The sequence below is a fragment of the Caballeronia sp. Lep1P3 genome (assembly GCF_022879595.1).
Classification (GTDB): Bacteria; Pseudomonadota; Gammaproteobacteria; order Burkholderiales; family Burkholderiaceae; genus Caballeronia.
Genome location: NZ_CP084265.1, coordinates 1,843,197 through 1,866,018 on the forward strand (window position 1 = coordinate 1,843,197; position 22,822 = coordinate 1,866,018).

Sequence of the window (22,822 nt, forward strand, 5' to 3'; positions counted from 1 at the left end):
GACGCGCCCGGCCGCCGACGATGCCAGCCAACCGTTTCGATACGCTCGCGCTGCACGCGGGCGCCGCGCCCGATCCCGTCACCGGCGCGCGCGCCACGCCGATCTACCAGACCACCTCGTTCACTTTCCGCGACACCGACCACGCCGCCGCGCTCTTCAACATGGAGCGCTCGGGGCACGTCTATTCGCGCATATCGAACCCGACGGTCGCGGTGTTCGAGGAGCGCGTCGCGGCGCTGGAGAACGGCGTCGGCGCCATCGGCACGGCGAGCGGACAGGCGGCGCTGCATCTAGCCATCGCCACGCTGATGGGCGCGGGCTCGCATGTCGTCGCGTCGAGCGCGCTTTACGGCGGCTCGCACAATCTGCTTCACTACACGCTGCGGCGCTTCGGCATCGAAACGACTTTCGTGCCGCCGCACGACCTCGACGCCTGGCGCGCGGCGGCGCGGCCGAACACGCGGCTGTTCTTCGGCGAGACGCTCGGCAATCCCGGCCTCGACGTGCTCGACATCGAGCGCGTCGCGCAGATCGCGCACGCGCACGGCGCGCCGCTCCTCGTCGATTCCACGTTCACGACGCCTTATCTGCTGCGTCCGTTCGAGCACGGCGCGGACCTGGTCTATCACTCGGCGACGAAGTTTCTCGGCGGTCACGGCACGACGATCGGCGGCGTGCTCGTGGATGGCGGCACGTTCGACTTCGCCGCAAGCGGCCGCTTTCCCGAATTCACCGAGCCCTACGACGGCTTTCACGGCATGGTGTTCGCCGAAGAGAGCACGGTCGCGCCGTTCCTGCTTCGCGCGCGTCGCGAGGGCTTGCGCGACTTCGGCGCATGCCTGCATCCGCAGGCCGCGTGGCAGTTGCTTCAGGGCATCGAGACCTTGCCGTTGCGCATGGATCGGCATGTCGCGAATACGCGCAAGGTCATCGACTTCCTGCTGGGTTCGCCGGCCGTGGAAGGCGTGGCTTATCCCGAACTGCCGACGCATCGCGATCACGCGCTCGCGCAACGCCTGCTGCCGCGTGGCGCGGGCGCGGTGTTCAGCTTCGACTTGCGCGGCGGCGTGCCGGCCGCGCGCCGGTTCATCGAATCGCTGTCGCTTTTCTCGCATCTCGCGAATGTCGGCGACGCGCGCTCGCTCGTGATCCATCCCGCCTCGACGACGCACTTTCGCATGGACGCGGCCGCGCTCGCCGCCGCGGGCATCGGGCCGGGGCGCATTCGTCTGTCGATCGGGCTGGAAGACGCCGACGATCTCATCGACGATCTGAAGCGCGGTCTCAAAGCCGCGCAAAAGGCCGCGGAAAGCGGCACCGGAAGCACCGCGAAAAGCCCGCTCGGGAGCCGCGCATGATCCTCGACCTCGACGGCCGCCGCGCTTACGCGTACACCGGCGGCAAGCCTTTCGACGCGGCGCGGCCCGCCGTCGTCTTCGTTCACGGCGCGCAGCACGACCATAGCGTGTGGGGACTGCAAACACGCTACTTCGCGCATCACGGCTTCGGCGTGCTCGCGCTCGATCTTCCCGGCCACGGGCGCAGCGACGGTCCCGCGCTGCGCGACATCGGCGCAATGGCCGACTGGCTGATCCGCGTGCTCGACGCAGCGGGCGTGCAACAGGCGATTTTCGCCGGACACAGCATGGGCTCGCTGATCGCGCTGGATGCGGCCGCGCGCCATCCCGAGCGCGCCGCCGGGCTTGCGCTCGTTGCCACCGCCGCGCCGATGACCGTCTCCGACGCCCTTCTCGACGCCGCCCGCGAACGCGAGCCGGAAGCCATCGGCATGGTGAACCAGTGGTCGCATTCGACGATCGCCGCGAAGCCATCCAGCCCCGCGCCCGGCTTCTGGCTTCAGGGCGTGAATCAGCGTCTGATGGAGCGCATCGGCGCAACGGGCGAGGCGCAACTGTTCCACACGGATTTCAGCGCGTGCAACGGCTACGCCGGTGCGCTCGACCGCGCCGCGTCCGTGCGCTGCCCCGTGTGCGTACTGAGCGGCAAGCGCGACGTGATGACGCCGCCGCGCGCTGCCCGCGCGCTCGTGGACGCCATGCGCGAAGCGGGCGCCGCCGTGCGCACAACGGAGCTCGACGGCGGCCACGCGCTGATGACGGAGCAACCCGACGCCGTCCTCGATACCCTCTTCGCGTTCGCCCTCGACTGCGCGAAAGGCGCCTGAGCGGACGACGCTTGCGCGGCACGGCGCGTCGTCGCAGAATGAATTTTGCTGCAGTCGTCAGACAGATCGGCCGGCGGCATCCTCGTGACCGGCACGGAGGGCATCATGGCGCACACCGCACACGGAGAGCATTTCGCGAATTTCGCCGAGTTCTATCCGTACTATCTGGACGAGCATCGGCATCCCGTATCGCGCAGGCTGCATTTCATCGGCTCGCTGGGCGTGATCGGATGCCTCGCGATGGCGCTCGCCACCGGCGACTGGCTGTGGCTGCCCGCGGCCATCGTGTGCGGCTATGGCTTCGCGTGGATCGGGCACTTCTTCTTCGAGAAAAACCGTCCGGCCACGTTTCGCCATCCGCTCTACAGCCTCATGGGCGACTGGGTGATGTTCAAGGACATCTGCATCGGCAGGATCTCACTGTGAGCGCGGCGCTCAAGCCGGCTGCTGCGGCATCGGCGAGCGCGCCGTCTCACTCTCGCGCAGCCGCGCGTTGGCGAGCGCCTGCGTTCGCGCGGCGATCAGCGAGGCGAGCGTGACCTGCAGCTTCTCGTTCTCGAGCGCGTTCATGAGCGTGTCGCGCTCGATTTGCGTCGCGTCGAGCCGTAACTGATAGTCCAGTTCCTCGCGATCGACGACGAATTCCTGGAAAAGCATTGTCAGCGTGATCTGGCTCGGATTAGCGATCAGCACATAGCGCGGCATGCGCGCATCCTCCAGACGGCCGATCCAGCCGAGCGCGTCCAGCCGCGCGATGATGCGCGTGGATGTATCGACGTCGCAGCGGACCATTTTCGACAATTCGAGCGCCGTGTAACCCGGCTTGCCTTCGTCGCGGGCTTCGACCAGGCGCGCGAGAATTTCGAGCGCATCGAGCAGATCGCTGCCCGGAAACGCGCGCCGGTGATACTGCCCGATGCGAATGGCCGGCAGCGCGGACGTGACCATGGCGCCGACGAGCGCGATCATCCAGCACAGATACACCCAGAGCAGGAACACCGGCAGCGACGCGAACGCGCCGTACACGGCGGTGTAGGTCGGAATGCGCCGCACGTACAGGCCGAAGCCGCGCTTGCCGAGCTCGAACGCGACCGCGGCAATGAGTCCGCCGATGACGGCATCGCGCCATTCGACCTTGCAGTTCGGCATGTAGACGTAAGTGATCGTGAAGCCGAACACGGTGAGCGGCAGCGAAACGCCCGTCAGCAGCCATTCGACGACGGGCGGCATCAGGTTGTGCGAGCCCGCGAACGCGACCGAATGCGCAAACACGTAAGACGAAATGGAAAGGCTGCAGCCGAAGAGAATCGGCCCGAGCGTGATGATCGACCAATAGACGAGCACGCGCTGCGCGAAGGGCCGCGACTTCTTCACGCGCCAGATGACGTTGAACGCGGATTCGACCGTCATCATCGTCATGACCGACGTGACGAACAGGATGATCATGCCGACGGTGGTGAGCCCCTTCGCCTTCGATGCGAATTCGTTCAGGTACTTGAAGATCTGGCTATTGATCTGCGCGGGCATCAGGTGATCCGCGAGAAAGTCCTGCAGCGAAGCCTGGAACGAACTGAAGATGGGAAACGCCGTCAACAGCGCGAAAGCGACAGTGGCGAGCGGCACGAGCGACAGCACGCTCGTGAACGTGAGGCTGCCGGCCACTTGCGCGACGCGATCCTCGCCGATGCGCCGCGCGACGAATCCGGCGAGGCGCTTGACTGCGGCGAAATCGATGGAAAGGTGCTGCAAAAGTCTTCTCCTGACGAGCGAGCCGCGCGCGGGGCGCAAACCCAATCCCTATAATAGCCGTTCACTGAAAAGCTCATATGAACGACATCCTCGTGCTCTATTACAGCCGCCACGGTGCGACGCGCGAACTCGCGCTCGCCATCGCCCAGGGCGTCGACAGCGTCCCCGGCATGCAGGCGCGCGTGCGCACGGTGCCGCCGGTCTCGGCCGTCTGCGAAGCCACGCAGCCCGACATTCCCGCCGACGGCCCGCCGTATGCCGAACTGCGCGATCTCGAAGAATGCGCGGGCGTGGCGCTCGGTTCCCCGACGCGCTTCGGCAACATGGCCGCGCCGCTCAAATACTTCCTCGACGGCACCACGCCGCAATGGCTCTCGGGCGCGCTCTCCGGCAAGCCCGCTTGCGTCTTCACGTCCACCGGCAGTCTCCACGGCGGCCAGGAAACCACCCTGCTCTCGATGATGCTGCCGCTTCTGCACCACGGCATGATGATCGTCGGCATTCCGTACACCGAATCGCGCCTCACGACGACGCAAACCGGCGGCACGCCCTACGGCGCGTCGCACCATGCGCGCACAGGCGACGACGCCAATCGCCACGGCATCTCGGCCGACGAAAAAGCGCTCGCGATAGCGCTCGGCGCGCGCCTCGCGCGTACGGCACGCGACCTCGTTCGCGGCGCTGAGAAGAACTGAGCGCGCCATGAACACGCGCCCCGCCGACACCACCGCCTCGCGCGGCTTTGCATCCGGCGCGTTCGCGTGCCTTTGCGCCCTCGTCGTGCTCACGCTTCTGTGGGAACTGTGGCTCGCGCCGCTGCGCCCCGGCGCGTGGGTGCTCGCCTTGAAGGCGCTGCCGCTCGCATGCGCAATGCCCGGCGTCGCCAGGCGCAACGTCTATACGCTGCAATGGGCGTCGATGCTCGCTCTCGTCTATTTCGCCGAAGGCATCGTGCGCGGCATGACGGATGCGGGCCTCTCGGCGCGTCTCGCGTGGATGGAGGCGCTCTTGGCGCTCGGGTTCTTCCTCTGCGCGCTCGCGTATGTCGCGCCGTTCAAGCGTGCCGCCCGCCGTCTCGCACGCGAGAAGAAACGCTAGCCCGCGCCGTTCACGGTTCGCTTCGATTCGTGGGGCGGCGTGGTGCTTTGTAGCACGAATCGCAGCGCGAATCGCACGACGCGCGCCTGCCTATGCCATTCGGCCGATGCCTCGCATCGCGTCTCTGCGCGATACTGTCGGCTACGTTCTACCGGATCTCCCCTCGCCCATGACCGCTTTCGCCGCCCCCTTCATCGACGCCTGCGCCCGACTCATCGGCGCGTCCCACGTTCTCACCGATACGCACGATACCGAGCCGTACCTCGTCGACTGGCGCAAGCGCTATCGCGGCAACGCGTGTGCGGTGCTCCTGCCCGCCGACGCGCAGCAGGTCGCCGGCATCGTGCGGCTCGCGCGGGAGCATCGCGTGGCGCTCGTGCCGCAGGGCGGCAACACCGGGCTTGCCGGCGGCGCGACGCCGGATGCGAGCGGCGCGCAGGCGCTCGTGAGCCTCAGGCGCCTGAACCGCATCCGCGGCATCGATCCGCACAACAACACGATCACCGTCGAAGCGGGCGTCGTACTCGCCGAAATCCAGGCGCGGGCCGAGAGCGAGCAGCGCCTCTTCCCGCTGAGCCTCGCCGCCGAGGGCAGTTGCACCATCGGCGGCAATCTGTCGACCAACGCCGGCGGCACCGGCGTGCTGCGCTACGGCAACACGCGCGAACTGTGCCTCGGTCTCGAAGTGGTGACGCCGCAAGGCGAAATCTGGGACGGCCTGCGCGGACTGCGCAAGGACAACACCGGCTACGACTTGCGCGATCTCTTCATCGGCGCCGAAGGCACGCTCGGCATCATCACGGCGGCGGTCATGAAGCTGCATCCCGCGCCGGTCGGGAAGGTCACGGCGCTTGCGGGCCTCGCGTCGCCGCACGCTGCGCTGGATTTCCTCGCGATGGCGCAACGTCACGCCGGCGCGCTTCTGACCGGCTTCGAGCTGATGTCGGATTTTTCGATGCGGCTCGTCGGCCGCCACTTTCCGCAACTGCGCTATCCGTTCGGCGAGCCGCACGCGCAGACCGTGCTGCTCGAACTTTCGGACAGCGAGAGCGACGCGCACGCCCGCGCGCTCTTCGAGCGGCTGATGGAAGAGGCGCTGGAAAAAGGCATCGTGGAGGATGCCGTCGTCGCCGAAAATCTCGCGCAATCGCAGGCATTCTGGGACCTGCGCGAACACATTCCGCTCGCGCAGGCCGAAGAAGGGCTGAACATCAAGCATGACATCGCGGTGCCCATTTCGAGTATCGGCCGATTCATCGAGGAAACCGACGCGATCATCGCGAAGGCCGCGCCCGGCGCGCGCATGGTGACGTTCGGCCACCTCGGTGACGGCAACCTGCATTACAACGTGCAGGCGCCGGAAGGCGTCGATCAGAAGCAGTTTCTGGTGGAATTTCAGGCGCCGATCAACGCGCTCGTGTACGAAGAAGTGCACAAGCATCGCGGCAGCATCAGCGCCGAACATGGCCTCGGGCAACTGAAGGTGGACGAGGCCATGCACTTCAAGTCGCCGGTCGAGGTGCGCCTCATGCAGACGATCAAGGCCGCGCTCGATCCTGACAACCTGATGAACCCCGGCAAGGTCGTGCACTGGAATGCGCAGGCCGGCAAGGAGAACGCCGCATGAAAATCCGCGTGCTGTCCGACCTGCATCTGGAGTGCGACGAGCCGCTCGCCGTTCCGTATGCCGAGGCCGATCTCGTCGTGCTGGCGGGCGACATCCACAATCACGCCGAAGGCTTGCGCTGGGCGGCGGAGAACTTCGATAGCGACGCGCCCGTCATCTACGTTCCCGGCAACCACGAATATTACGACGGCGAATTCGGCGCGATGGAAGCCGCGATGCACGCCGCCGCGCGCAGCGTCGACAACGTGCATTTTCTGAACAACGCGGCGCTCGTCGATCGCCGCGGCGCGTGGCGCGTGCTCGGCACCACACTCTGGACCGACTTCGCGCTCTTCGGCGCGAGCGAGCACGACATCGAAAAAGCGAAGTACGCCTGCACACAAGTCATGCTGGACTATCGCGGACTGATTCAACTCGCGTGGCCAGAGCCGGACGGCGAGCCGCGCGCCTTCGCGCCCGACGATTTCCTCGCGCTGCACGTTCAGGCGCGCGCGTGGCTCGAAAGCGAACTGGCGAAACCGTTCGCGGGGCAGACCATCGTCGTCACGCATCACGCGCCGATGCGCGAAAGCCTCGCGCCGCGCTACGCGGAAGACATCGTATCGGCGGGCTTCATCAATCACTTGCCGACGCTCACGCGCTCGCCCGTCGCGCTGTGGATTCACGGTCACACGCACACCGCTTTCGATTACACCGTGAACGGCACGCGCGTCGTCTGCAATCCGCGCGGCTACTTCGACAAACGCACGCGCCAGTGGGAAAACGCCGCGTTCGCGTGGGACAAGGTCGTCGAAATCTGACGCGCAAGCGGAGGAACGCCATGTGCGGCCGAATCAGCCAGTACCGGTTGCCGATGCACTACGCGCAACGCCTGCATCTGAAAAACCCGTTCGTGCTCGTCGATGCCGACGATCGCCGCCCGGGCTATAACCTGTCGCCGGGCACGCACCCGCTCGCCGTCTATCCGGACGAAAGCATCCGCGCCGTGCATTGGGGCTATTGCCCGCCGTGGGCCAGAGAAAAGAAACTGCCGCAGACCATCAACGCGCGCGTCGAAACTGCTTCGACGAGTGCGTATTTCCGCGAGTTGTGGAGAAAGGCGCGCGTTCTGGTGCCCGCCGACGGCTGGTTCGAGTGGCGCGTCGAGCCGCGCGCGGGCGACCCGGCCGCCCGGCCCGTCAAGCAGCCGTATTTCATCCGGCGCGCCGATGGCGAGCCGATGTTTCTCGCCGCGCTCACGAGCGTCACGCGCGACGAACACGCCGGCGTGCCGGGCGCGGGCTTCGTCATCGTGACGTCGAAGGCGGACGAAGGCCTCGTCGACGTGCACGATCGCCGCCCGCTCGTCTTTTCGGCCTCGGCCGGCCGGCGATGGCTCGACGCCGCGACGACGCCGGCCGAGCTTCAATCGCTCGTCGGCACCGATGGCGAGCCGGCGTCGCGCTTCGTGTGGTATCGCGTATCGAGCGACGTCAATCGCACCGCGAACGACGAGCCGCGCCTCATCGAGCCGATCGAAGCGCCGCGATAATCAGCGCCGATAACGATCGCGCTCGTCGTCGATGCGCACGGGCACGAGGCGGCGCTTCGCCGCGCGTTCGGATTGGGCGCGCATCGCGTTGAAGAGATCGCGTGAGGCGGGCACGGCGATGAGAACGAGGAGCGCGGCGAGCGCGAACAGGAGAGGCGTGCTCATGTGACGTTTTCCGAGAGAAACGGTTGTGACGAGTGCAGACAGTAGCAAGCTGCGGTCGAATCGGGAGTAAGCAAGTGTTGCGCCGCGCGCAATTTCGTAACGGGAATGACAAAAGCGCCGACGCGCCCGTCGCGATTCACGTCGCGACGAATTCCTTCAGCGACTCGCAATCGGCCGCGAGCGTTTCGGGCAGCGCCTCGCGCAGGAACTCGACCCACGTCCGGATCTTCGCGTCGAGATACTGGCGCGACGCATAGAGCGCATAGACGTTGAGTTCCTGCAGCGTGTATTGCGGCAGCACGCGCACGAGCGTGCCCGCGCGCAAGGCGGGCAGCGCCGACGACGTCGGCAGCACGCCGATTCCCATGCCCTCGCGAATCGCGACGACCATCGCCTCGGCCACGTTCACCGTGAACGTCGACGGACCGAGGCTCACCGTCTCCTGTCCGTTCGGGCCGTCGAACACCCAGCGCCCCGGCGGGAACACGGGCGTGATGAGGTGCAGGCAGGTATGGCGCACGAGGTCCGAGAGCACGTGCGGCGCGCCGTGTTTCTCGATATACGCCGGCGACGCGCACGCGATGCTGAACGCCGAGCCGAGCCGCGCGGATACCAACCCGGAGTCCGGCAAGTCCGACGCCAGCACGAGCGACACGTCGTAGCCTTCGTCGAGCAGATCGGGCACGCGCTGCGCGAGCGTCAGATCCACCTGAACGGACGGATGCCGCTCCTGGTAGCGCGAAATCATCGGTACGACGTAGTGCTGGCCGAAGCTCGTCATCGCGTGCACTTTCAGGCGGCCGGCCGGGCGCGCATGGGCGTCGCCCGCTTCGGCTTCGGCCTGCTCCACATACGCGAGAATCTGCTCGCAGCGTTGCAGGTAGCGCTCGCCCGCCTGCGTGAGCGCGATGCGGCGCGTCGTGCGATTCAAGAGGCGCGTTCGCAGATGCGCCTCCAGGTCCGACACCGCGCGCGACGCCTGTGCGGTAGTCGTATTCAGGTACTGCGCCGCAGCCGTAAAGCTGCCCGCTTCGACGACGCGCACGAAGACGCGCATGTTTTGTAGCGTATCCATCGCTTCTTTTTCGATGAGTTGTCCGATCCACTGCCGCGTGCATTGTTGCACGCCGAGCAAGACGGATTATCACGCGCCTCGTAAGAATGCTTTATTCAAGCGCCGGTTATTTGAGAATCGTTGCAAAAATATAATCAGCGCTCAAAAGTCAATTCGGGTTTAGGAGAACAACGTGCGAGGCCGGGGGTTTAGACGCGCTGCTTGCGCCGCGGCGCTTACAACAATATTAACGATGGCCGGCTGCGCCAGCACGGGCAAGATCGCACCGCAGGATTCGATGAAGGACGCATCGGCGCTCGATGCGGGCAGCGCGATCGATGCCGCCGCGCGCGCGAACGCCGACGCCGCGTGGCCCGAACAGCAATGGTGGCGCGCCTATCGCGATCCGCAGCTCGACGCGTGGATCGCCCGCGCAACGGCGGGCAGCCCGACGCTCGCGATGGCGGCCGCGCGCGTGCGCGAGGCCCGCGAACAAGCGGGCGTCGCGCACTCGGCGCTCCTGCCGCACGTCGACGGGAACATGGACGTCACGCGCAAGGACTGGCCGGACAACGCCTTCTACGGCCCCGGCCCCTACGCCGGCGCGACGACCTGGGACAACACCGGGGGCGTTTCCCTCTCCTACGACCTCGACCTCTGGGGCCGCGACGAGAATTCCGCGCGACGCGCGCTCGACGTGGCGCACGTCCGCGCCGCCGACGCCCGCGCGGCGCAGCTCGAACTCGAAACGAACATCGTGCGCGCGTACATCGGCATGTCGCAGGTGTTCGCGCTTCTCGACATCGCGCAGGAGACGCTCGCGCAGCAGGAACGCATCGCGGAACTGGCGCGTCGCCGGCTCAAGGGCGGGCTCGGCACGCAGCTCGAAGTGAGTCAGGCCGAAGCGCCGCTGCCCGAGTACGAGCGTCAGGTCGATATCTATAAGGAAACGATTCAGCTCGCGCGCCATCAGCTCGCGGCGCTCGCGGGCGAAGGCCCCGGCGCGGGAGAAGCGCTCACGCGCCCCGCGCTGTCGCTCGCGACGCCGCTGCCGCTGCCGTCGTCGCTGCCGGCGGAACTCGTCGGGCATCGGCCGGACATCGTCGCGGCACGCTGGATGGTCGCGGCCCAGGCGCGCGGAATCGATGTCGCGAAGGCGCAGTTCTATCCGAACATCAATCTGGCCGCGTCCGTCACGCAGATGTTCGCGGGCGGCGCGCTCCTCAGCTTTCTCACGAGCAAGGCGACGGGCTACGCGGTCGGCCCGGCGCTCTCGCTGCCGATCTTCGAGGGCGGGCGCCTGCGCGCGCAGCTCGGCGCGGCGTCGGCGCAATACGATCAGGCCGTCGATCACTACAACGCGACGCTCGTCGCGGCGCTCAAGGACATCGCCGATCAGGTGGTGCGCGTGCAGTCGCTCGATACGCAGCTCGAAGCGTCGGGGCGCTCGGTCGCCGCCGCGCGCAAGAACTACGACCTCGCGAACGAAGGCTACAAGCGCGGCCTCACCGACTACGTCAACGTGCTGATCGCGCAGGCGCAACTGCTGCGCGCCGAGGACGGCCAGGCGCGCGTGCGGGCCGAGCGCCTTTCCGCCTACGCGACGCTGACCGCCGCGCTCGGCGGCGGCATCGAAGATCCCTCGAACGGTCCCGCCGACGCGAAGCTCGCGCCGTCCAAGCATCTCGGGCCGCTCACGCGCGAGCGCGCGGAAGATTGAGGGAGCGCACATGTCATCGGTAATGGTCAAGCCGGCGCGTGAATCGCTCACGGCGGCGTTCGCGGATTGGGCGCGCACCGACGGCCTCGCGTGGGTCTACATCTTCAAGGCGGTGCTCGCCGCGCTTCTCGCGCTGTGGATCGCCATGCGCCTCGACATGCAGCAGCCGCGCACCGCGATGACCACCGTGTTCGTCGTCATGCAGCCGCAAAGCGGCATGGTGCTCGCGAAGAGCTTCTATCGCTTGTGCGGCACGATGGTCGGTCTCGTCGTGATGATGGCGCTGATCGCGCTCTTCGCGCAGCAGCCCGTGCTCTTTCTCTCGGCGACGGCGCTCTGGGTCGGCATTTGCACGGCGGGCGCGGCGCGCAACCGCAATTTCCGCTCGTATGGCTTCGTGCTTGCGGGCTACACGGCCGCGCTGATCGGCATTCCGGCGGCGCAGCATCCGGACGGCGCGTATCTCTCGGCGCTCACGCGCGTGGGCGAAGTCACGCTCGGCATTCTTTGCGCGGGCACCGTGAGCGCGCTCGTCTTTCCGCAGCACGCGGGCGAGCAGATTCGCGCGACGGTGCGGCGGCGCTTTTCGCAGTTCGTCGATTACGTCTGTCGCGCGATGTCGGGCGAGATGGAACGCGCGCAGATCGAAGAGGCGAATCTCGGCTTCGTCGCGGATATCGTCGGGTTCGAGGCGGCGCGCAGCGTCGCGATGTTCGAGCATCCCGAATCGCGGCGGCGCGGCGGACGGCTCGCGCGCCTGAACAGCGAATTCATGACCGCGTCCACGCGCTTTCACGCGCTGCATCAGTTGATGAATCGTCTGCGCGGCGCTGCGTCTGCGGCGACCGTGACCGCGCTCACGCCCTTCATCCACGAAGTGCCGCCGCTTTTTCTGAACGCCGGCGAGCCCGTGCGCAATGCCGCCGATGCCGCGCACGCCGCCGCGCGCCTGCGCGACTACAAGGCCGCGTTGCCCAGGCGCGTGCGCGCGGTGCGCGCGCAATTCGAAGCGGACCAGCAAGCCGATGCGGACGCCGCGTTCGCCCCCCTCGAATTCGATACGGCGAGCGAACTGCTCTACCGCTTCGTCGACGACATGCTCGCGTATGCCGAAACCTACGCGTCGCTCGCGTCGCCGTCGCATGAACGCGAACGCTGGGCCGCGCGCTACGTGCCGAAGACCAATCTGCTCGCCGCCGCGATTTCCGGCCTGCGCGGGGCGGTCGTCATGGCCGCGTTGAGCGCGTTCTGGATCGGCACCGCATGGCCGGGCGGCGGCACGATGGTGCTCAACGCGGCGGCGGTGTGCGCGCTCGCGTCGTCGTCCGCGCGCCCGACACTGATGGCTTCGCAGATGGCGATCGGCACCGCGCTCGCCGCTGTCGTCGGCATGGTCGTGGTCTTCGGCGTCTTTCCGCACATGGACGGCTTCGCGCTGATGTGCGCCGCGCTCGTGCCCGCGCTCCTTCTCGGCACGTTCCTGAGCACGCGCCGCGCGGTGGCGGGCGTGGGCATCGGCTATTGCATCTTCTTCTGCTTTCTCGCGGGGCCGGACAATCTCGTCCACTACGATCCGAGCACCTTCATGGACAACGCGATCGCGCTCGTGCTGTCGATGGTCGTCTCGGCCATTGCGTCCGCGATTCTGCTGCCCACCGATGCGCCGTGGCTGCGGCGTCTGCTGCTCGCCGATCTGCGGCGCGAAGTCGTGCTCGCGCGGCGCGGTGCGCTCGCGAACGTGGCGACGCGCTTCGAAAGCCGCACGCGCGACTTGCTTTCGCAAATCAACGCGCTCGCCGCCGGCCGGCCCGCGCTGCAGCGCGAAGCGTTGCAGTGGCTTTTCGCGGTGCTCGAAGTGGGCAGCGCGGTCATCGACTTGCGGCGCGAAACCGCCGCCCTGCCCGACGCGCCTTCGATGCCCTTGCGACGCGACATCGAAGCGACGCTGGATGCCGTCGCGCGGCTCTTCGATACGCCGAACGCGGCGCGCTTCGCTCGGGCGCTGGAACTGACGGCACACGCGATCGACGAGACGCGCGGCCTGCTCGCCGCGTCGAATCGGCCGCGCGACGACCGGCATCGGCTGCGGCGGATCGCGAGTCATCTGCATTTCATCCGCACGGGCCTGCTCGATCCAGAATCGCCGCTCGCACCTTTCTCCCAGCCGATATCGCAATCAGCACAAGGAGCGCCTCATGCCGCGTGACACCGCCATTCTCGAAGCCTACGTGCCGACGCTGCTCGTCCTGTTCGCCGGGGGCGCGCTCATCACATGGGCGATCGACCGCGCGCTCGCGATGACAGGGCTGTACCGCATCGTCTGGCATCCCGCGCTCTTTCGCGCGAGCCTGCTCGCGTGCATCTGCGGCCTGCTCGGGCTCGCGGTGTATCGCTAGGCAAGGCAAGGTCAGGCACGACACGACTTCCGTTCTCACACGTTCACAAGAGTTGCATCATGGTTCTCAGGAAAATCATCGGCTTCGTCATGACGATCGTCATTTTCGCGGCGGCCCTCATCATCGGACGCATGCTGTGGGTGCATTACATGGACGAGCCGTGGACGCGCGACGGCCGCGTGCGCGCCGATGTCGTCAACGTCGCGCCCGATGTGTCCGGCGCGGTCGTGCAGATGCCCGTTCGCGACAACCAGTTCGTGAAGAAAGGCGACCTTCTGATGGAGATCGATCCGTCGCACTACCGAATCGCGGTCGAGCAGGCGCAGGCGAACGTCGCCGCGCGCGCCGCCGAACTGCACATGCGCCGCGAGGACGCGCAGCGCCGCGCGGATATGGACAGCCTCGTCGTCTCGAAGGAAGCGCGCGAAAACGCGATGCAGACGGCATCGACGGCCGCCGCGCAATTGCAGCAGGCGCAGGCCGCGCTCGATGCCGCGAAGCTCAATCTCGAACGCACGAAAGTCTATTCGCCGGTGGATGGCTACGTGACGAACCTGAACGTCTTTCGCGGCGACTATGCGACGGCCGGCACGGCGAAGCTCGCCATCGTCGACAGCCATTCGTTCTGGGTCTACGGCTACTTCGAGGAAACGAAGCTGCCGCATGTGCGCGTCGGCGACCGCGCGCAGATCCGGCTCATGAGCGGCGGGGAACTCGCGGGCCACGTCGAAAGCATTTCGCGCGGCATCTACGACCGCGACAATCCGCAAAGCCGAGAACTGCTCGCCGATGTCAACCCGACCTTCAACTGGGTACGGCTCGCGCAGCGCGTGCCGGTACGCGTGAAGATCGACGACGTGCCGCAGGGCATGCTGCTCGCGGCGGGCACGACGTGCACGGTGGTGATCGCGCCGTCGATGTGAACGAAGCGCGAAAAAGAAAAAGCCCGCCGGCCGAGCGCCGAAGCGGGCTTCGCGGGCTTGAGCGCCCTTACTTCATAGCGCCCTTACTTCAGAACGACCTTCACGTCGAAATACTTCGCGGCGAGCCGGTCGATCGAGCCATCGTCCTTCAGCTCCTTGAGCGCGCGATTGAGCGCGTCCTTGAGCGGCTTGTCGTTCTTGCGCACGCCGAAGCCCACGCCCGAGCCGAGCAGCTTGTCGTCGCTGACAGCGCCCCCGGCGAATGCAAAGCCCGCGCCCTGCGGCTGTTTCAGAAAGCCCTTCGACGCCGCCTCGGCATCCTGAAACGCCGCGTCCAGACGCCCGGCCGCGAGATCCGCGTAAATCTGGTCCTGCGCCTGATACGACTGCACGTCGACGCCCGCCGGCGCCCACTTCGCCTTCGCGTAGGTTTCCTGGATCGAGCCCTGCAGCACGCCCACGCGCTTACCCTTCAGGCCGTCGACGGTGGGAAGAATCCCGCTGCCCTTCTTCGCGACGAGCTGGTTCGGAATCGAGTAGATCGGATCGGTGAAGTCGATCGCGACCTTGCGCTTGTCGGTGATCGTCATGTCCGAGTTAATGCCGTCGAACTTGCGCGCCTGCAGCGCCGGAATCAGCCCGTCGAACGAATTCTCGACCCAGACGCACTTCATCTTGAGCTTCGCGCAGACCGCGTTGCCGATGTCGATATCGAAGCCCGTCAGCTCGCCCGCCGGCGTCTTCGATTCGAACGGCGCATACGATGCCTCCACGCCGAAGCGCAGCGTTTTCGCTTCGTCGGCGGCGTGCGCGTTCAGCGACGCCGCGCCTGCCGCGACCATCGTTCCCAGCACCGCGACAGCGGCGAGCCTGCGTTTGATCCATTGCGATTTCATCTACTGCGATCTCCTTCCAGTATGTTCGTCGTCTTTCGTCCGATGCGGCTTCGAGGCCAGCGCGCCGAGAATCGCCGCGTCAATAAAAACGCTCAAGCGACGCGCGGCGCATTGGTGCGGCGCACCAAGGACAGGGCCGCGATTGTAGCGCGCGTGACTTCACGCCCGCTGAAGCGACGCCGCGCCGACGATCCGCCAGCGGACTGGAAACGTGGAGAGAAATTTCGCAAGGACGCGTCGCGCTGGAGCAAGTCCGAGCGCGACGCGAGAGACTCATTCGAGCGATGCCAGCGTCGCGTCGGTGGTATCGACGACCATCAGGCCCGCGCGCAAGCCCGGCTTGACCTTCGGATTCGGAAACACGATGCGCTCCTCTTCGTGCGTCACGCGATAGACGTAGTCGCCGTCGCGCGCGAGTTCCGCGCCCGCTGCGAACGGCGTGAAATTCGGCACGTCGCCCGCCACGTTCAGCGTGAACGCATCGCTCTTCTTGTCGATTTGCGCGACGACCGTGAACACGCGCAGCGCCGCGTGTTCCGCCGGCGCATCGCCCGCGATCAGCCGGCGCAACGCCGCATCCGATGCCGCGAAGCGCGCGAGATCGTTCTCGCCGAACGGCCGCACTTTGCCGAGTTCCAGCGTGCACGCGAGCGCGCCGCATCGCTCGGCGGTGAAATGCGTGAACGTGCTGCCCTTCTCCCGATGCAGCAGCACGGCACTCAGACGCGCATCGCGCAGCCAGTCGAACATCGCGCGCGAAAGCGGCGCGCCGGTGAAGGGCAGCAGCGCGAACTGCTCGAAGACAGACGCGCGGATGGCCGTGTGCATGTCGATATGCCACTTGCCATGCGCGATGCCGTCGAAAAAGCGCGTCGCCAAGGTTTCGAGTTCGGCGGCGCGCGGCGCTTCCGCGCTCGACGGCAAGTGCCCGTGACGGCCGCTGAAGAGGCGATTGAGGTCGTCGTCGATATAGCGCACGCCCGCGCGCATCGCGCCGATGTTGCCCAGAATCACGAGCATGCGTGCGGCAAGCGGGGCCGCGCCGCTCGCGATATCCGCGACGAGCCGCGACAGCATTTCGATGGGCGCGGTTTCGTCGCCGTGGATGCCTGCTGAAACGAGCACACTTTGCGTCGCCGTTTGCGCGCCCGGTTCGAAGAGCAGCACGCCTTCGCCCTGCCAAGTCCAGCGCACGCCGGATGCCGCCACGCCCGAGCGCGCCGATGGTGTCTTGCCGGCGAGACAGAACGCGAGGAAATCGTCGAGAAAATCAGCGCTGGAAGTCATAGACGCTGCCGAGTCCGAGAATGCCGGTTAGTTCGTCGAGCGCCGTGCGCGACTGCGCGAGCAGTTGCGGGTCGGCGAGATCGGCGCTTGCGAGGCGGTCGCGGTAATGCGCGTCGATCCACGCGTCGAGGCGCGCGAAGAGCGCGTCGTTCATCCACACGTTCGGATTGACGGCCGCGCGCTCGGCCTCGTTCAGCACGACGCGCAGCCGCAGGCACGCCGGCCCGCCGCCGTTTTTCATGCTCTCGCGCAAATCGAAGACGAGCACTTCGTCGATCGGCGTCGAACGCGTCGCGAGCGAGTCGAGATACGCGGCGACGCGCTCGTTCTCGCGGCATTCCTGCGGCACGACGAGTACCTGCGTGCCATCGGCGCGCGAAAGCAACTGGCTGTTGAAGAGATAGGACGACACCGCATCGGCCACGGTGACTTCGCTCGCCGGCACTTCGAGCACCCTGAACGCCGCGCCGTGTTCTTTCAGCTTCGCCGCCAGTTCCTCGTACATCCTGCGCTGATCGACGAACGCGCGCTCATGGCAAAAGAGCGTCGTGCGATTGCCGACCGCGATGACATCGTTGTGGAAGACGCCGGCATCGATCACATCGGGCGATTGCTGCGCATACACCGTCGATGCCTCCGACAGGCCGTGCAGACGCGCAACCGCACGGCTCGCCTCGAGCGTCTGCCGCGCAGGGAAGCGCTGCGGCTGCGGCCCGCGCCCGTATTCGCTGCGCCCGTAGACGAAAAATTCGACGCCCTTCTCGCCGTATTCGCGGGCAAAGCGCGTGTGGTTCGCCGCGCCCTCGTCGCCGAGCGCGGGCGTGCCGGGCAGCGCGTGGTGAATGCGAAAGCGCGCTTCGTCGGCGAAGATCGCGGCGAGCGAGCGGCGCGTTTCGCCATGCTCGATCGCGCGATGCAGCTTCGCCGCGAGATTCGCGGGCGTGAAGTGCACGCGGCCATCGGCGGTATCGGCGGAAGGGCTGACCGTCGCGGCGTTCGCCGTCCACATGGCCGATGCGGAACTCGCCGCGGCGAGCAGTTCTGGCGCTTCGCGCGCCGCGCGCTCGATCACGGCGGCGTCGTCGCCGGTGAAGCCGACGCTTCGCAAGAGCCGGATCGACGGGCGTTCCAGCGGCGGCAGCACGCCCTGCTGAAAGCCGAGATCCGCGAGCCGCTTCATCTTGCGCAAGCCCTGCTTCGCCGCCGCTTTCGGGTTCGCGACCGTTTTCTCGTTGCTGCGCGACGCCACGTTGCCGAACGACAGCCCCGCGTAGTTGTGAGTCGGGCCGACGAGTCCGTCGAAGTTTGTTTCGAATGCCTGCATGGTGAATCCCGGTGCTTAAAACGTGAGGCCCGGCGATACGCTCGCGGGCATCTGCAATTGCGCGCTTTCGACCGACGCCATCGGATACGAGCAGTAATCCGCCGCGTAATACGCGCTCGGCCGCTGATTCCCCGAGCGCCCGATGCCGCCGAACGGCGCCGCCGACGACGCGCCGTTCGTCGGCCGGTTCCAGTTGACGATGCCCGCGCGAATCGTGCGCTGAAAATGCGTCCAGGCGGCTTCGTCGTCGGCGAGCAGGCCGGCGGAAAGGCCGTAAGCCGTGTCGTTCGCGCGCTCGATCGCTTCGTCGAACGTCTTGTAGCGCGTCAGTTGAACCATCGGGCCGAAATGCTCTTCGTCGGGAACGTCGCGCGCTTCTGTCACGTCGAGAATCGCGGGCGTGACGAAGCCGAGATTCGCCGCGCGCTGCTTCATTTCCAGCACGGGCAGCGCGCCCGCTTCGAGCAATCGCGCCTGCGCTTGCACGAGCCGCGCCGCCGCCTGCGACGAAATCACCGCGCCCATGAACGGCTGCGGCTCGTCGTCGTATGCGCCGATGCGGATGTACGCGCTCACTTCAGCGAAGCGTTGCAAGAAGCGCTCCCCGAACGCGTCGTCGGGAACGAAAAGACGGCGCGCGCAGGTGCAGCGCTGTCCCGCGGACAGGAACGCGGACTGGATCGTGTGATGCACGGCGGCGTCGATGTCCTCGACCGGCGCGACGACGAGCGGATTGTTGCCGCCCATCTCCAGCGCCAGCACGATCTCTGGCCGCCCACCGAACTGGCGATGCAGGAGCGTGCCGGTGTCGGAACTGCCGGTGAAGAAGAGGCCGTCGATCTGCCGATGATTCGCAAGCGCGACGCCCGTGTCCTTCTCGCCTTGCACGAGGTTCAGCACGCCCGCCGGCAGCCCGGCCTCGATCCACAGCGCGACGGTCGCAGCCGCCACGCCGGGCGCGAGTTCCGACGGCTTGAAGACGACCGCGTTGCCCGCGATCAGCGCCGGCACGATGTGTCCGTTCGGCAGATGTCCCGGAAAGTTGTACGGGCCGAACACCGCGACGACGCCGTGCGGGCGATGCCGCAGCACCGCGACGCCATCGGCCATCGGCGCGCGCTTCTCGCCTGTGCGCTCGTGATACGCCTGCACGGAGATGTCGACCTTCGCGGCCATCGATGCCACTTCGGTGCGCGCTTCCCACAGCGGCTTGCCGGTCTCGCGGCCAATGGCGTGCGCGAGCGCTTCCTTGTTCTCGTTGAGCAGCGACGCGAAACGCTTCGCGATGGCGACGCGCTCGTCGAACGGCATCGCCGAAAACGACGCGAACGCGCGCCTTGCCGCCGATACCGCGCGGTCGACGTCGTCGGCGGACGCGCTCGCGCCTTGCCACACGGTTTCGTCCGTCGCCGGATTGCGCGATGCGAACGCCGCGCCCTTGCCTGCCTGCCATTCACCGCCGATGTACAGCTCGCTTCGAATATTCATGACGTCTCTCGCCTGTTCCCGTTTATCGTGCGCGCTGCGATGTCAGCACGCGCACGGTGTCGCCGTCCTTCACGCGCAGCGCGGCGGCCTCGATGTCCGTCAGGAGGAACGCGCCGTCCTCGACCGCGCCGGCGGTCGCGCCGCAGCGGAAGTCGTCGAGCGACGTGTTGGAGACGAGGCTTCTCGCATCGCTTTCCTGCGCGCCGCGTTCGCCGACGCGCACCGTCGCGAGCACGCTTTCGCGCACTGTGCGCAAGTCCGCGATATGGCATTCGAGCACCGGGCCGGCATCGAAAATATCGACGTGGTTCTCGTAGCGCAGACCTTCCGCTTCGAGCATCTTGCGCGCGGGCGCGGTGTCGCGGTGCGTGAGCCCGACCGTGCGTTGCGCGGACTCGGGCAGCAAGTCGAGATATACCGGAAAGCGCGGCATCAGCTCCGCGAGAAACGACTTCTTGCCGTGCGAGCTGAGGTAATCGGCTTCGTTGAAATCGATCTGGTAGAAATGCGAGCCGACCGCGTTCCAGAACGGCGATTCGCCGTTATCGTCGAAATGGCCGCGCAACTCCGCGCACAAGCGCTGCGGAAAGCGTTCGCGAAACTGCGCGATGAACATGAAGCGCGAGCGCGACAGAAGCCCGCCCACGCCCGCCGTGCGATAACGCGGGCTCAGAAAGAGCGAACAGACTTCCGAGTAACCGGTGAGATCGTGCGAGATGTTGAGCAGCGACATGCGCGTCCACACGCCCATGTCCTTGCTCGCATGCACGACCGTCGACACGCGATAGTTGTAGAACGGCTGCTCGAGGCCGACTTCCGTTTCGATGCCGCACACGCCCGCGATATCGCCGGTGGCGGTGTCTTCCATCACGAAGAGATAGCCGGCTTCGAAGGCTTGCGCGTCGCCGGCGAGCGTGCGGCGCGCGCGTTCGACACGCGCGGCGAGCGCACCGCGATCCGGCTTGAACGTGGTGAGCCCCGGACCCGTTTCCAGCGCGAGCGCGACGAGCGCATCGACATCTCCCGGCTGCACGCAGCGCACGACGATCATTGCAATTCTCCCGAGGCTTGATGCAGCGGCACACAGCGCACCGTGTCTTTCAGCGCGACGCCGAGCGCGTCGCGCGCGTCGTCGGTCAGGGCGGCGCCGTCGGCGCGCGTGCCGGTCAACGGCGCGATCGCGCAGCGAAACGCGTGCGCCCCGCCTGCCGCGACGAGATACGGCGTGCCTTCGCCTTCGCCTTCGCCCGCGCCTTCGCGCACCGAGCGCAATTCGCCCGAATGCGCCGATGCGCTCTTGTCGACGGCAATCGTGAGCACCGGGCCGGCGTCGAAGATATCGACGAAACGGTCCGGCTCGAAGCCTTCTTCGAGGTGGATGTCATAAGCGAGCAGCGTGCTCTTGTTCGGCTCGCCGAGCACGCGCTGCGCTTCGCCGGGCAAAAGCGGCACATAGAGCGGATACGTCGGCATGACTTCCGCGATGAACGTGCGGCTGCGCCCGCCCGACTCCAGTTCCACCTGTTCGAAGTCGCGCCCGAAGAAGTTGCGCCCGACCGCTTCCCAGAACGGCGAGACGCCGGCATCGTCGGTGACGCCGAGCATCAGCGAGAACACTTCGTCGGAGAAGCGCTTTCTGTTCGCCGCGATGTACAGCATGCGCGCGCGCGACAGCAGATGCGCCGCCGCTTCGCCTTCGCGCGTGCGCAGCGACGGATCGGCATAGAAGCCCGTGAGCCGGCTCTTGCCCGTGAGTTCGTGCGACATCGTGAGCGCGTGGATCTTGCGGTTCACCTTCAGTTCGCGCGATGCGTGGATGAGCGCGTCGTTGCGAAACGTGTAGAACGGCTCCGAATAACCCGCCGACGCCACGATGCTCGACGTGCCGAAGAGCCGCCCCGTTTGCGCGTCTTCCAGCACGAAGAGATAGAACTCCTCGCCGGGGAAATCGACTTCGGCGCGAAACGAATCTTCGGAGAGCGCGACGCGCGTCTCGAGCGCGCGCCGGTCGCGCGGCAACGAGTGCAGCACGGGCTGCGCCGCGCGCGCCATGCGTTCCAGCTCGTCGACATCGGCGAGTCTTGCGGGACGAACGAATAGCATCGTCGTTTCCTGTTGAGCGAGTGGTTAGCGAGCGGAGAGCGCCGCGCCCGCGACTTCTTCGATCGCCTTTTCGATGCGCGAAAAGCCTTCGTCGAGATCGGCCATCGGCATGACGAGCGACGGCGCGAAACGCAGCACGTTCGGCCCGGCGATCAGCATGATGACGCCGTTTGCCGCTGCCGCGTTGAGCACGTCTTTCGCGCGGTCCTTGTAGGCGTCGGCCAGTTCCGCGCCGATCAAAAGGCCGCGGCCGCGAATTTCTTTGAACATGCCGAAACGCTCGTTGATGCGCTCCAGATGCGCCTTGATCGCATCGCTGCGCACGCCGACGCCTTCGAGCAGCTTCGGATCACTGATCAGTTCGACCACCTTTTCCGCGATGGATGCGCCAAGCGGATTGCCGCCGTATGTCGTGCCGTGCACGCCGACCTTGAAGTGCTGCGCGATCTCTTCGGTGGTGAGCATCGCGCCGATGGGAAAGCCGTTGCCGAGCGCCTTCGCGCTCGTCAGGATGTCGGGCGTGACGCCGTATTGCATGTAGGCGTAGAAGGTGCCCGTGCGTCCGACGCCGGTTTGCACTTCGTCGAAAATGAGAAGCGCGCCGTGCTTGTCGCAGGCTTCGCGCAAGCCTTTCAGGAACGCGGGATCGGCGGGCAGCACGCCGCCTTCGCCCTGCACCGGCTCCACGATCACCGCGCAGGTCTTGTCGCCGATGGCGTCGAGCGCCTGCGCGAGATCGTTGTACGGCAGATGACGGATGCCCTGCGGCTGCGGCCCGAAGCCTTCCGCGTATTTCGGCTGGCCGCCGACGCTCACGGTGAAGAACGTGCGGCCGTGGAAGGACTGCGTGAACGAGATGATCTCGATCTTCTCGGGACCGTACTTGTCGATGGCATAACGGCGCGCGAGCTTGAGCGCCGCTTCGTTCGCTTCGGCGCCCGAGTTCGCGAAGAACGCGCGGTCGGCGAACGTGAGGTCGGTCAGGCGTTTCGCGAGGCGCAACACCGGCGCGTTCGTGTAGCCGTTGCCGATGTGCCAGAGCTTGTCGCCCTGTTCGTGCAGCACCTTCAGCAGTTCCGGATGCGCATGGCCCAACGCGGTCACCGCGATGCCGCCCGCGAAATCGATGTAATCGCGGCCTTCGGTGTCCCACACGCGCGAGCCGCGGCCCTTCTCGGGCACGAAACCGGCCGGCGAGAAAACCGGAACCATTACTTCGTCGAACGTACCGCGATTCACATTGATGTCGGTCATGAGCCACTCCTCTACGGGTTCG

The 22,822-nt window shown here is 66.7% G+C and carries 22 protein-coding genes; 12 read left to right on the forward strand and 10 right to left on the reverse strand.

Annotation, left to right across the window (positions count from 1 at the left end):
• Positions 1–20 precede the first annotated feature (20 nt).
• The 3 genes from LDZ27_RS08690 (at position 21) to LDZ27_RS08700 (ending at position 2,611) form a co-directional block, all read left to right on the forward strand.
• On the forward strand, positions 21–1,358 hold the full coding sequence (locus LDZ27_RS08690) for an O-acetylhomoserine aminocarboxypropyltransferase (RefSeq protein ID WP_244813715.1): 1,338 nt from the start codon (positions 21–23) through the stop codon (positions 1,356–1,358).
• Positions 1,355–2,185, forward strand: coding sequence for an alpha/beta fold hydrolase (locus LDZ27_RS08695; protein ID WP_244813716.1), 831 nt, complete (start codon positions 1,355–1,357; stop codon positions 2,183–2,185). The genes LDZ27_RS08690 and LDZ27_RS08695 overlap by 4 nt, the downstream gene beginning before the upstream one ends.
• A 105-nt stretch (positions 2,186–2,290) precedes the next feature.
• Positions 2,291–2,611 (forward strand): Mpo1-like protein, encoded by a 321-nt coding sequence (locus LDZ27_RS08700; RefSeq protein ID WP_244813717.1) that lies wholly within the window; start codon positions 2,291–2,293, stop codon positions 2,609–2,611.
• 9 nt (positions 2,612–2,620) lie between these two features.
• Here LDZ27_RS08700 and LDZ27_RS08705 read toward each other — a convergent pair whose 3' ends face one another.
• Positions 2,621–3,934, reverse strand: a complete 1,314-nt coding sequence (locus LDZ27_RS08705) for a YihY family inner membrane protein (protein ID WP_244813718.1) — start codon at positions 3,932–3,934, stop codon at positions 2,621–2,623.
• A gap of 77 nt (positions 3,935–4,011) precedes the next feature.
• On the opposite strand from LDZ27_RS08705, the gene wrbA reads away from it, so the two are divergent.
• The 5 genes from wrbA to LDZ27_RS08730 all read left to right on the forward strand — a co-directional run bounded on the left by wrbA (position 4,012) and on the right by LDZ27_RS08730 (position 8,190).
• A complete protein-coding gene (gene wrbA, locus LDZ27_RS08710; protein WP_244813719.1) occupies positions 4,012–4,629 on the forward strand; it encodes an NAD(P)H:quinone oxidoreductase in 618 nt (205 codons plus the stop codon).
• Positions 4,630–4,636: 7 nt separating this feature from the next.
• Positions 4,637–5,032 (forward strand): DUF2069 domain-containing protein, encoded by a 396-nt coding sequence (locus LDZ27_RS08715; protein WP_244813720.1) that lies wholly within the window; start codon positions 4,637–4,639, stop codon positions 5,030–5,032.
• 169 nt (positions 5,033–5,201) lie between these two features.
• Complete coding sequence (locus tag LDZ27_RS08720; protein ID WP_244813721.1) at positions 5,202–6,659, forward strand: FAD-binding oxidoreductase; 1,458 nt, start codon at positions 5,202–5,204, stop codon at positions 6,657–6,659.
• Complete coding sequence (locus LDZ27_RS08725) at positions 6,656–7,459, forward strand: metallophosphoesterase (protein ID WP_244813722.1); 804 nt, start codon at positions 6,656–6,658, stop codon at positions 7,457–7,459. Before LDZ27_RS08720 ends, LDZ27_RS08725 begins: the two co-directional genes overlap by 4 nt.
• 20 nt (positions 7,460–7,479) lie before the next feature.
• Positions 7,480–8,190 (forward strand): SOS response-associated peptidase, encoded by a 711-nt coding sequence (locus LDZ27_RS08730; RefSeq protein WP_244813723.1) that lies wholly within the window; start codon positions 7,480–7,482, stop codon positions 8,188–8,190.
• Here LDZ27_RS08730 and LDZ27_RS08735 read toward each other — a convergent pair whose 3' ends face one another.
• The gene (locus LDZ27_RS08735) at positions 8,191–8,355 is read right to left on the reverse strand and encodes a hypothetical protein (RefSeq protein ID WP_244813724.1); all 165 of its coding nucleotides are present in this window, start codon (positions 8,353–8,355) and stop codon (positions 8,191–8,193) included.
• Positions 8,356–8,491: 136 nt separating this feature from the next.
• Positions 8,492–9,430, reverse strand: coding sequence for a LysR family transcriptional regulator (locus LDZ27_RS08740; protein ID WP_244813725.1), 939 nt, complete (start codon positions 9,428–9,430; stop codon positions 8,492–8,494).
• A gap of 232 nt (positions 9,431–9,662) precedes the next feature.
• On the opposite strand from LDZ27_RS08740, the gene LDZ27_RS08745 reads away from it, so the two are divergent.
• The 4 genes from LDZ27_RS08745 to LDZ27_RS08760 are packed head-to-tail and all read left to right on the forward strand — an operon-like array spanning position 9,663 to position 14,448.
• On the forward strand, positions 9,663–11,129 hold the full coding sequence (locus LDZ27_RS08745; RefSeq protein WP_244813726.1) for an efflux transporter outer membrane subunit: 1,467 nt from the start codon (positions 9,663–9,665) through the stop codon (positions 11,127–11,129).
• 10 nt (positions 11,130–11,139) lie between these two features.
• Positions 11,140–13,335 (forward strand): FUSC family protein, encoded by a 2,196-nt coding sequence (locus LDZ27_RS08750; RefSeq protein ID WP_244813727.1) that lies wholly within the window; start codon positions 11,140–11,142, stop codon positions 13,333–13,335.
• Positions 13,325–13,525, forward strand: coding sequence for a DUF1656 domain-containing protein (locus tag LDZ27_RS08755; protein ID WP_244813728.1), 201 nt, complete (start codon positions 13,325–13,327; stop codon positions 13,523–13,525). The genes LDZ27_RS08750 and LDZ27_RS08755 overlap by 11 nt, the downstream gene beginning before the upstream one ends.
• Before the next feature lie 59 nt (positions 13,526–13,584).
• A complete protein-coding gene (locus LDZ27_RS08760; protein ID WP_244813729.1) occupies positions 13,585–14,448 on the forward strand; it encodes an HlyD family secretion protein in 864 nt (287 codons plus the stop codon).
• Positions 14,449–14,531: 83 nt separating this feature from the next.
• Here LDZ27_RS08760 and LDZ27_RS08765 read toward each other — a convergent pair whose 3' ends face one another.
• The 7 genes from LDZ27_RS08765 to LDZ27_RS08795 all read right to left on the reverse strand — a co-directional run bounded on the left by LDZ27_RS08765 (position 14,532) and on the right by LDZ27_RS08795 (position 22,800).
• Positions 14,532–15,344 (reverse strand): ABC transporter substrate-binding protein, encoded by an 813-nt coding sequence (locus LDZ27_RS08765; RefSeq protein ID WP_370653280.1) that lies wholly within the window; start codon positions 15,342–15,344, stop codon positions 14,532–14,534.
• A gap of 273 nt (positions 15,345–15,617) precedes the next feature.
• Positions 15,618–16,631: a succinylglutamate desuccinylase gene (gene astE / locus LDZ27_RS08770; protein WP_244813730.1), complete on the reverse strand. Its 1,014-nt coding sequence runs from the start codon at positions 16,629–16,631 to the stop codon at positions 15,618–15,620.
• Entirely contained in the window at positions 16,615–17,955 is a 1,341-nt protein-coding gene (gene astB, locus LDZ27_RS08775; protein ID WP_244813731.1) for an N-succinylarginine dihydrolase, read from the reverse strand. The genes astE and astB overlap by 17 nt, the downstream gene beginning before the upstream one ends.
• A gap of 15 nt (positions 17,956–17,970) precedes the next feature.
• Positions 17,971–19,443 (reverse strand): succinylglutamate-semialdehyde dehydrogenase, encoded by a 1,473-nt coding sequence (astD, locus tag LDZ27_RS08780; RefSeq protein WP_244813732.1) that lies wholly within the window; start codon positions 19,441–19,443, stop codon positions 17,971–17,973.
• A 22-nt stretch (positions 19,444–19,465) separates the two neighbouring features.
• Positions 19,466–20,494 (reverse strand): arginine N-succinyltransferase, encoded by a 1,029-nt coding sequence (gene astA / locus LDZ27_RS08785; RefSeq protein ID WP_244813733.1) that lies wholly within the window; start codon positions 20,492–20,494, stop codon positions 19,466–19,468.
• Complete coding sequence (gene aruF, locus LDZ27_RS08790; protein WP_244813734.1) at positions 20,491–21,546, reverse strand: arginine/ornithine succinyltransferase subunit alpha; 1,056 nt, start codon at positions 21,544–21,546, stop codon at positions 20,491–20,493. Before aruF ends, astA begins: the two co-directional genes overlap by 4 nt.
• Before the next feature lie 24 nt (positions 21,547–21,570).
• A complete protein-coding gene (locus LDZ27_RS08795; protein ID WP_244813735.1) occupies positions 21,571–22,800 on the reverse strand; it encodes an aspartate aminotransferase family protein in 1,230 nt (409 codons plus the stop codon).
• Between the last annotated feature and the right edge of the window lie 22 nt (positions 22,801–22,822).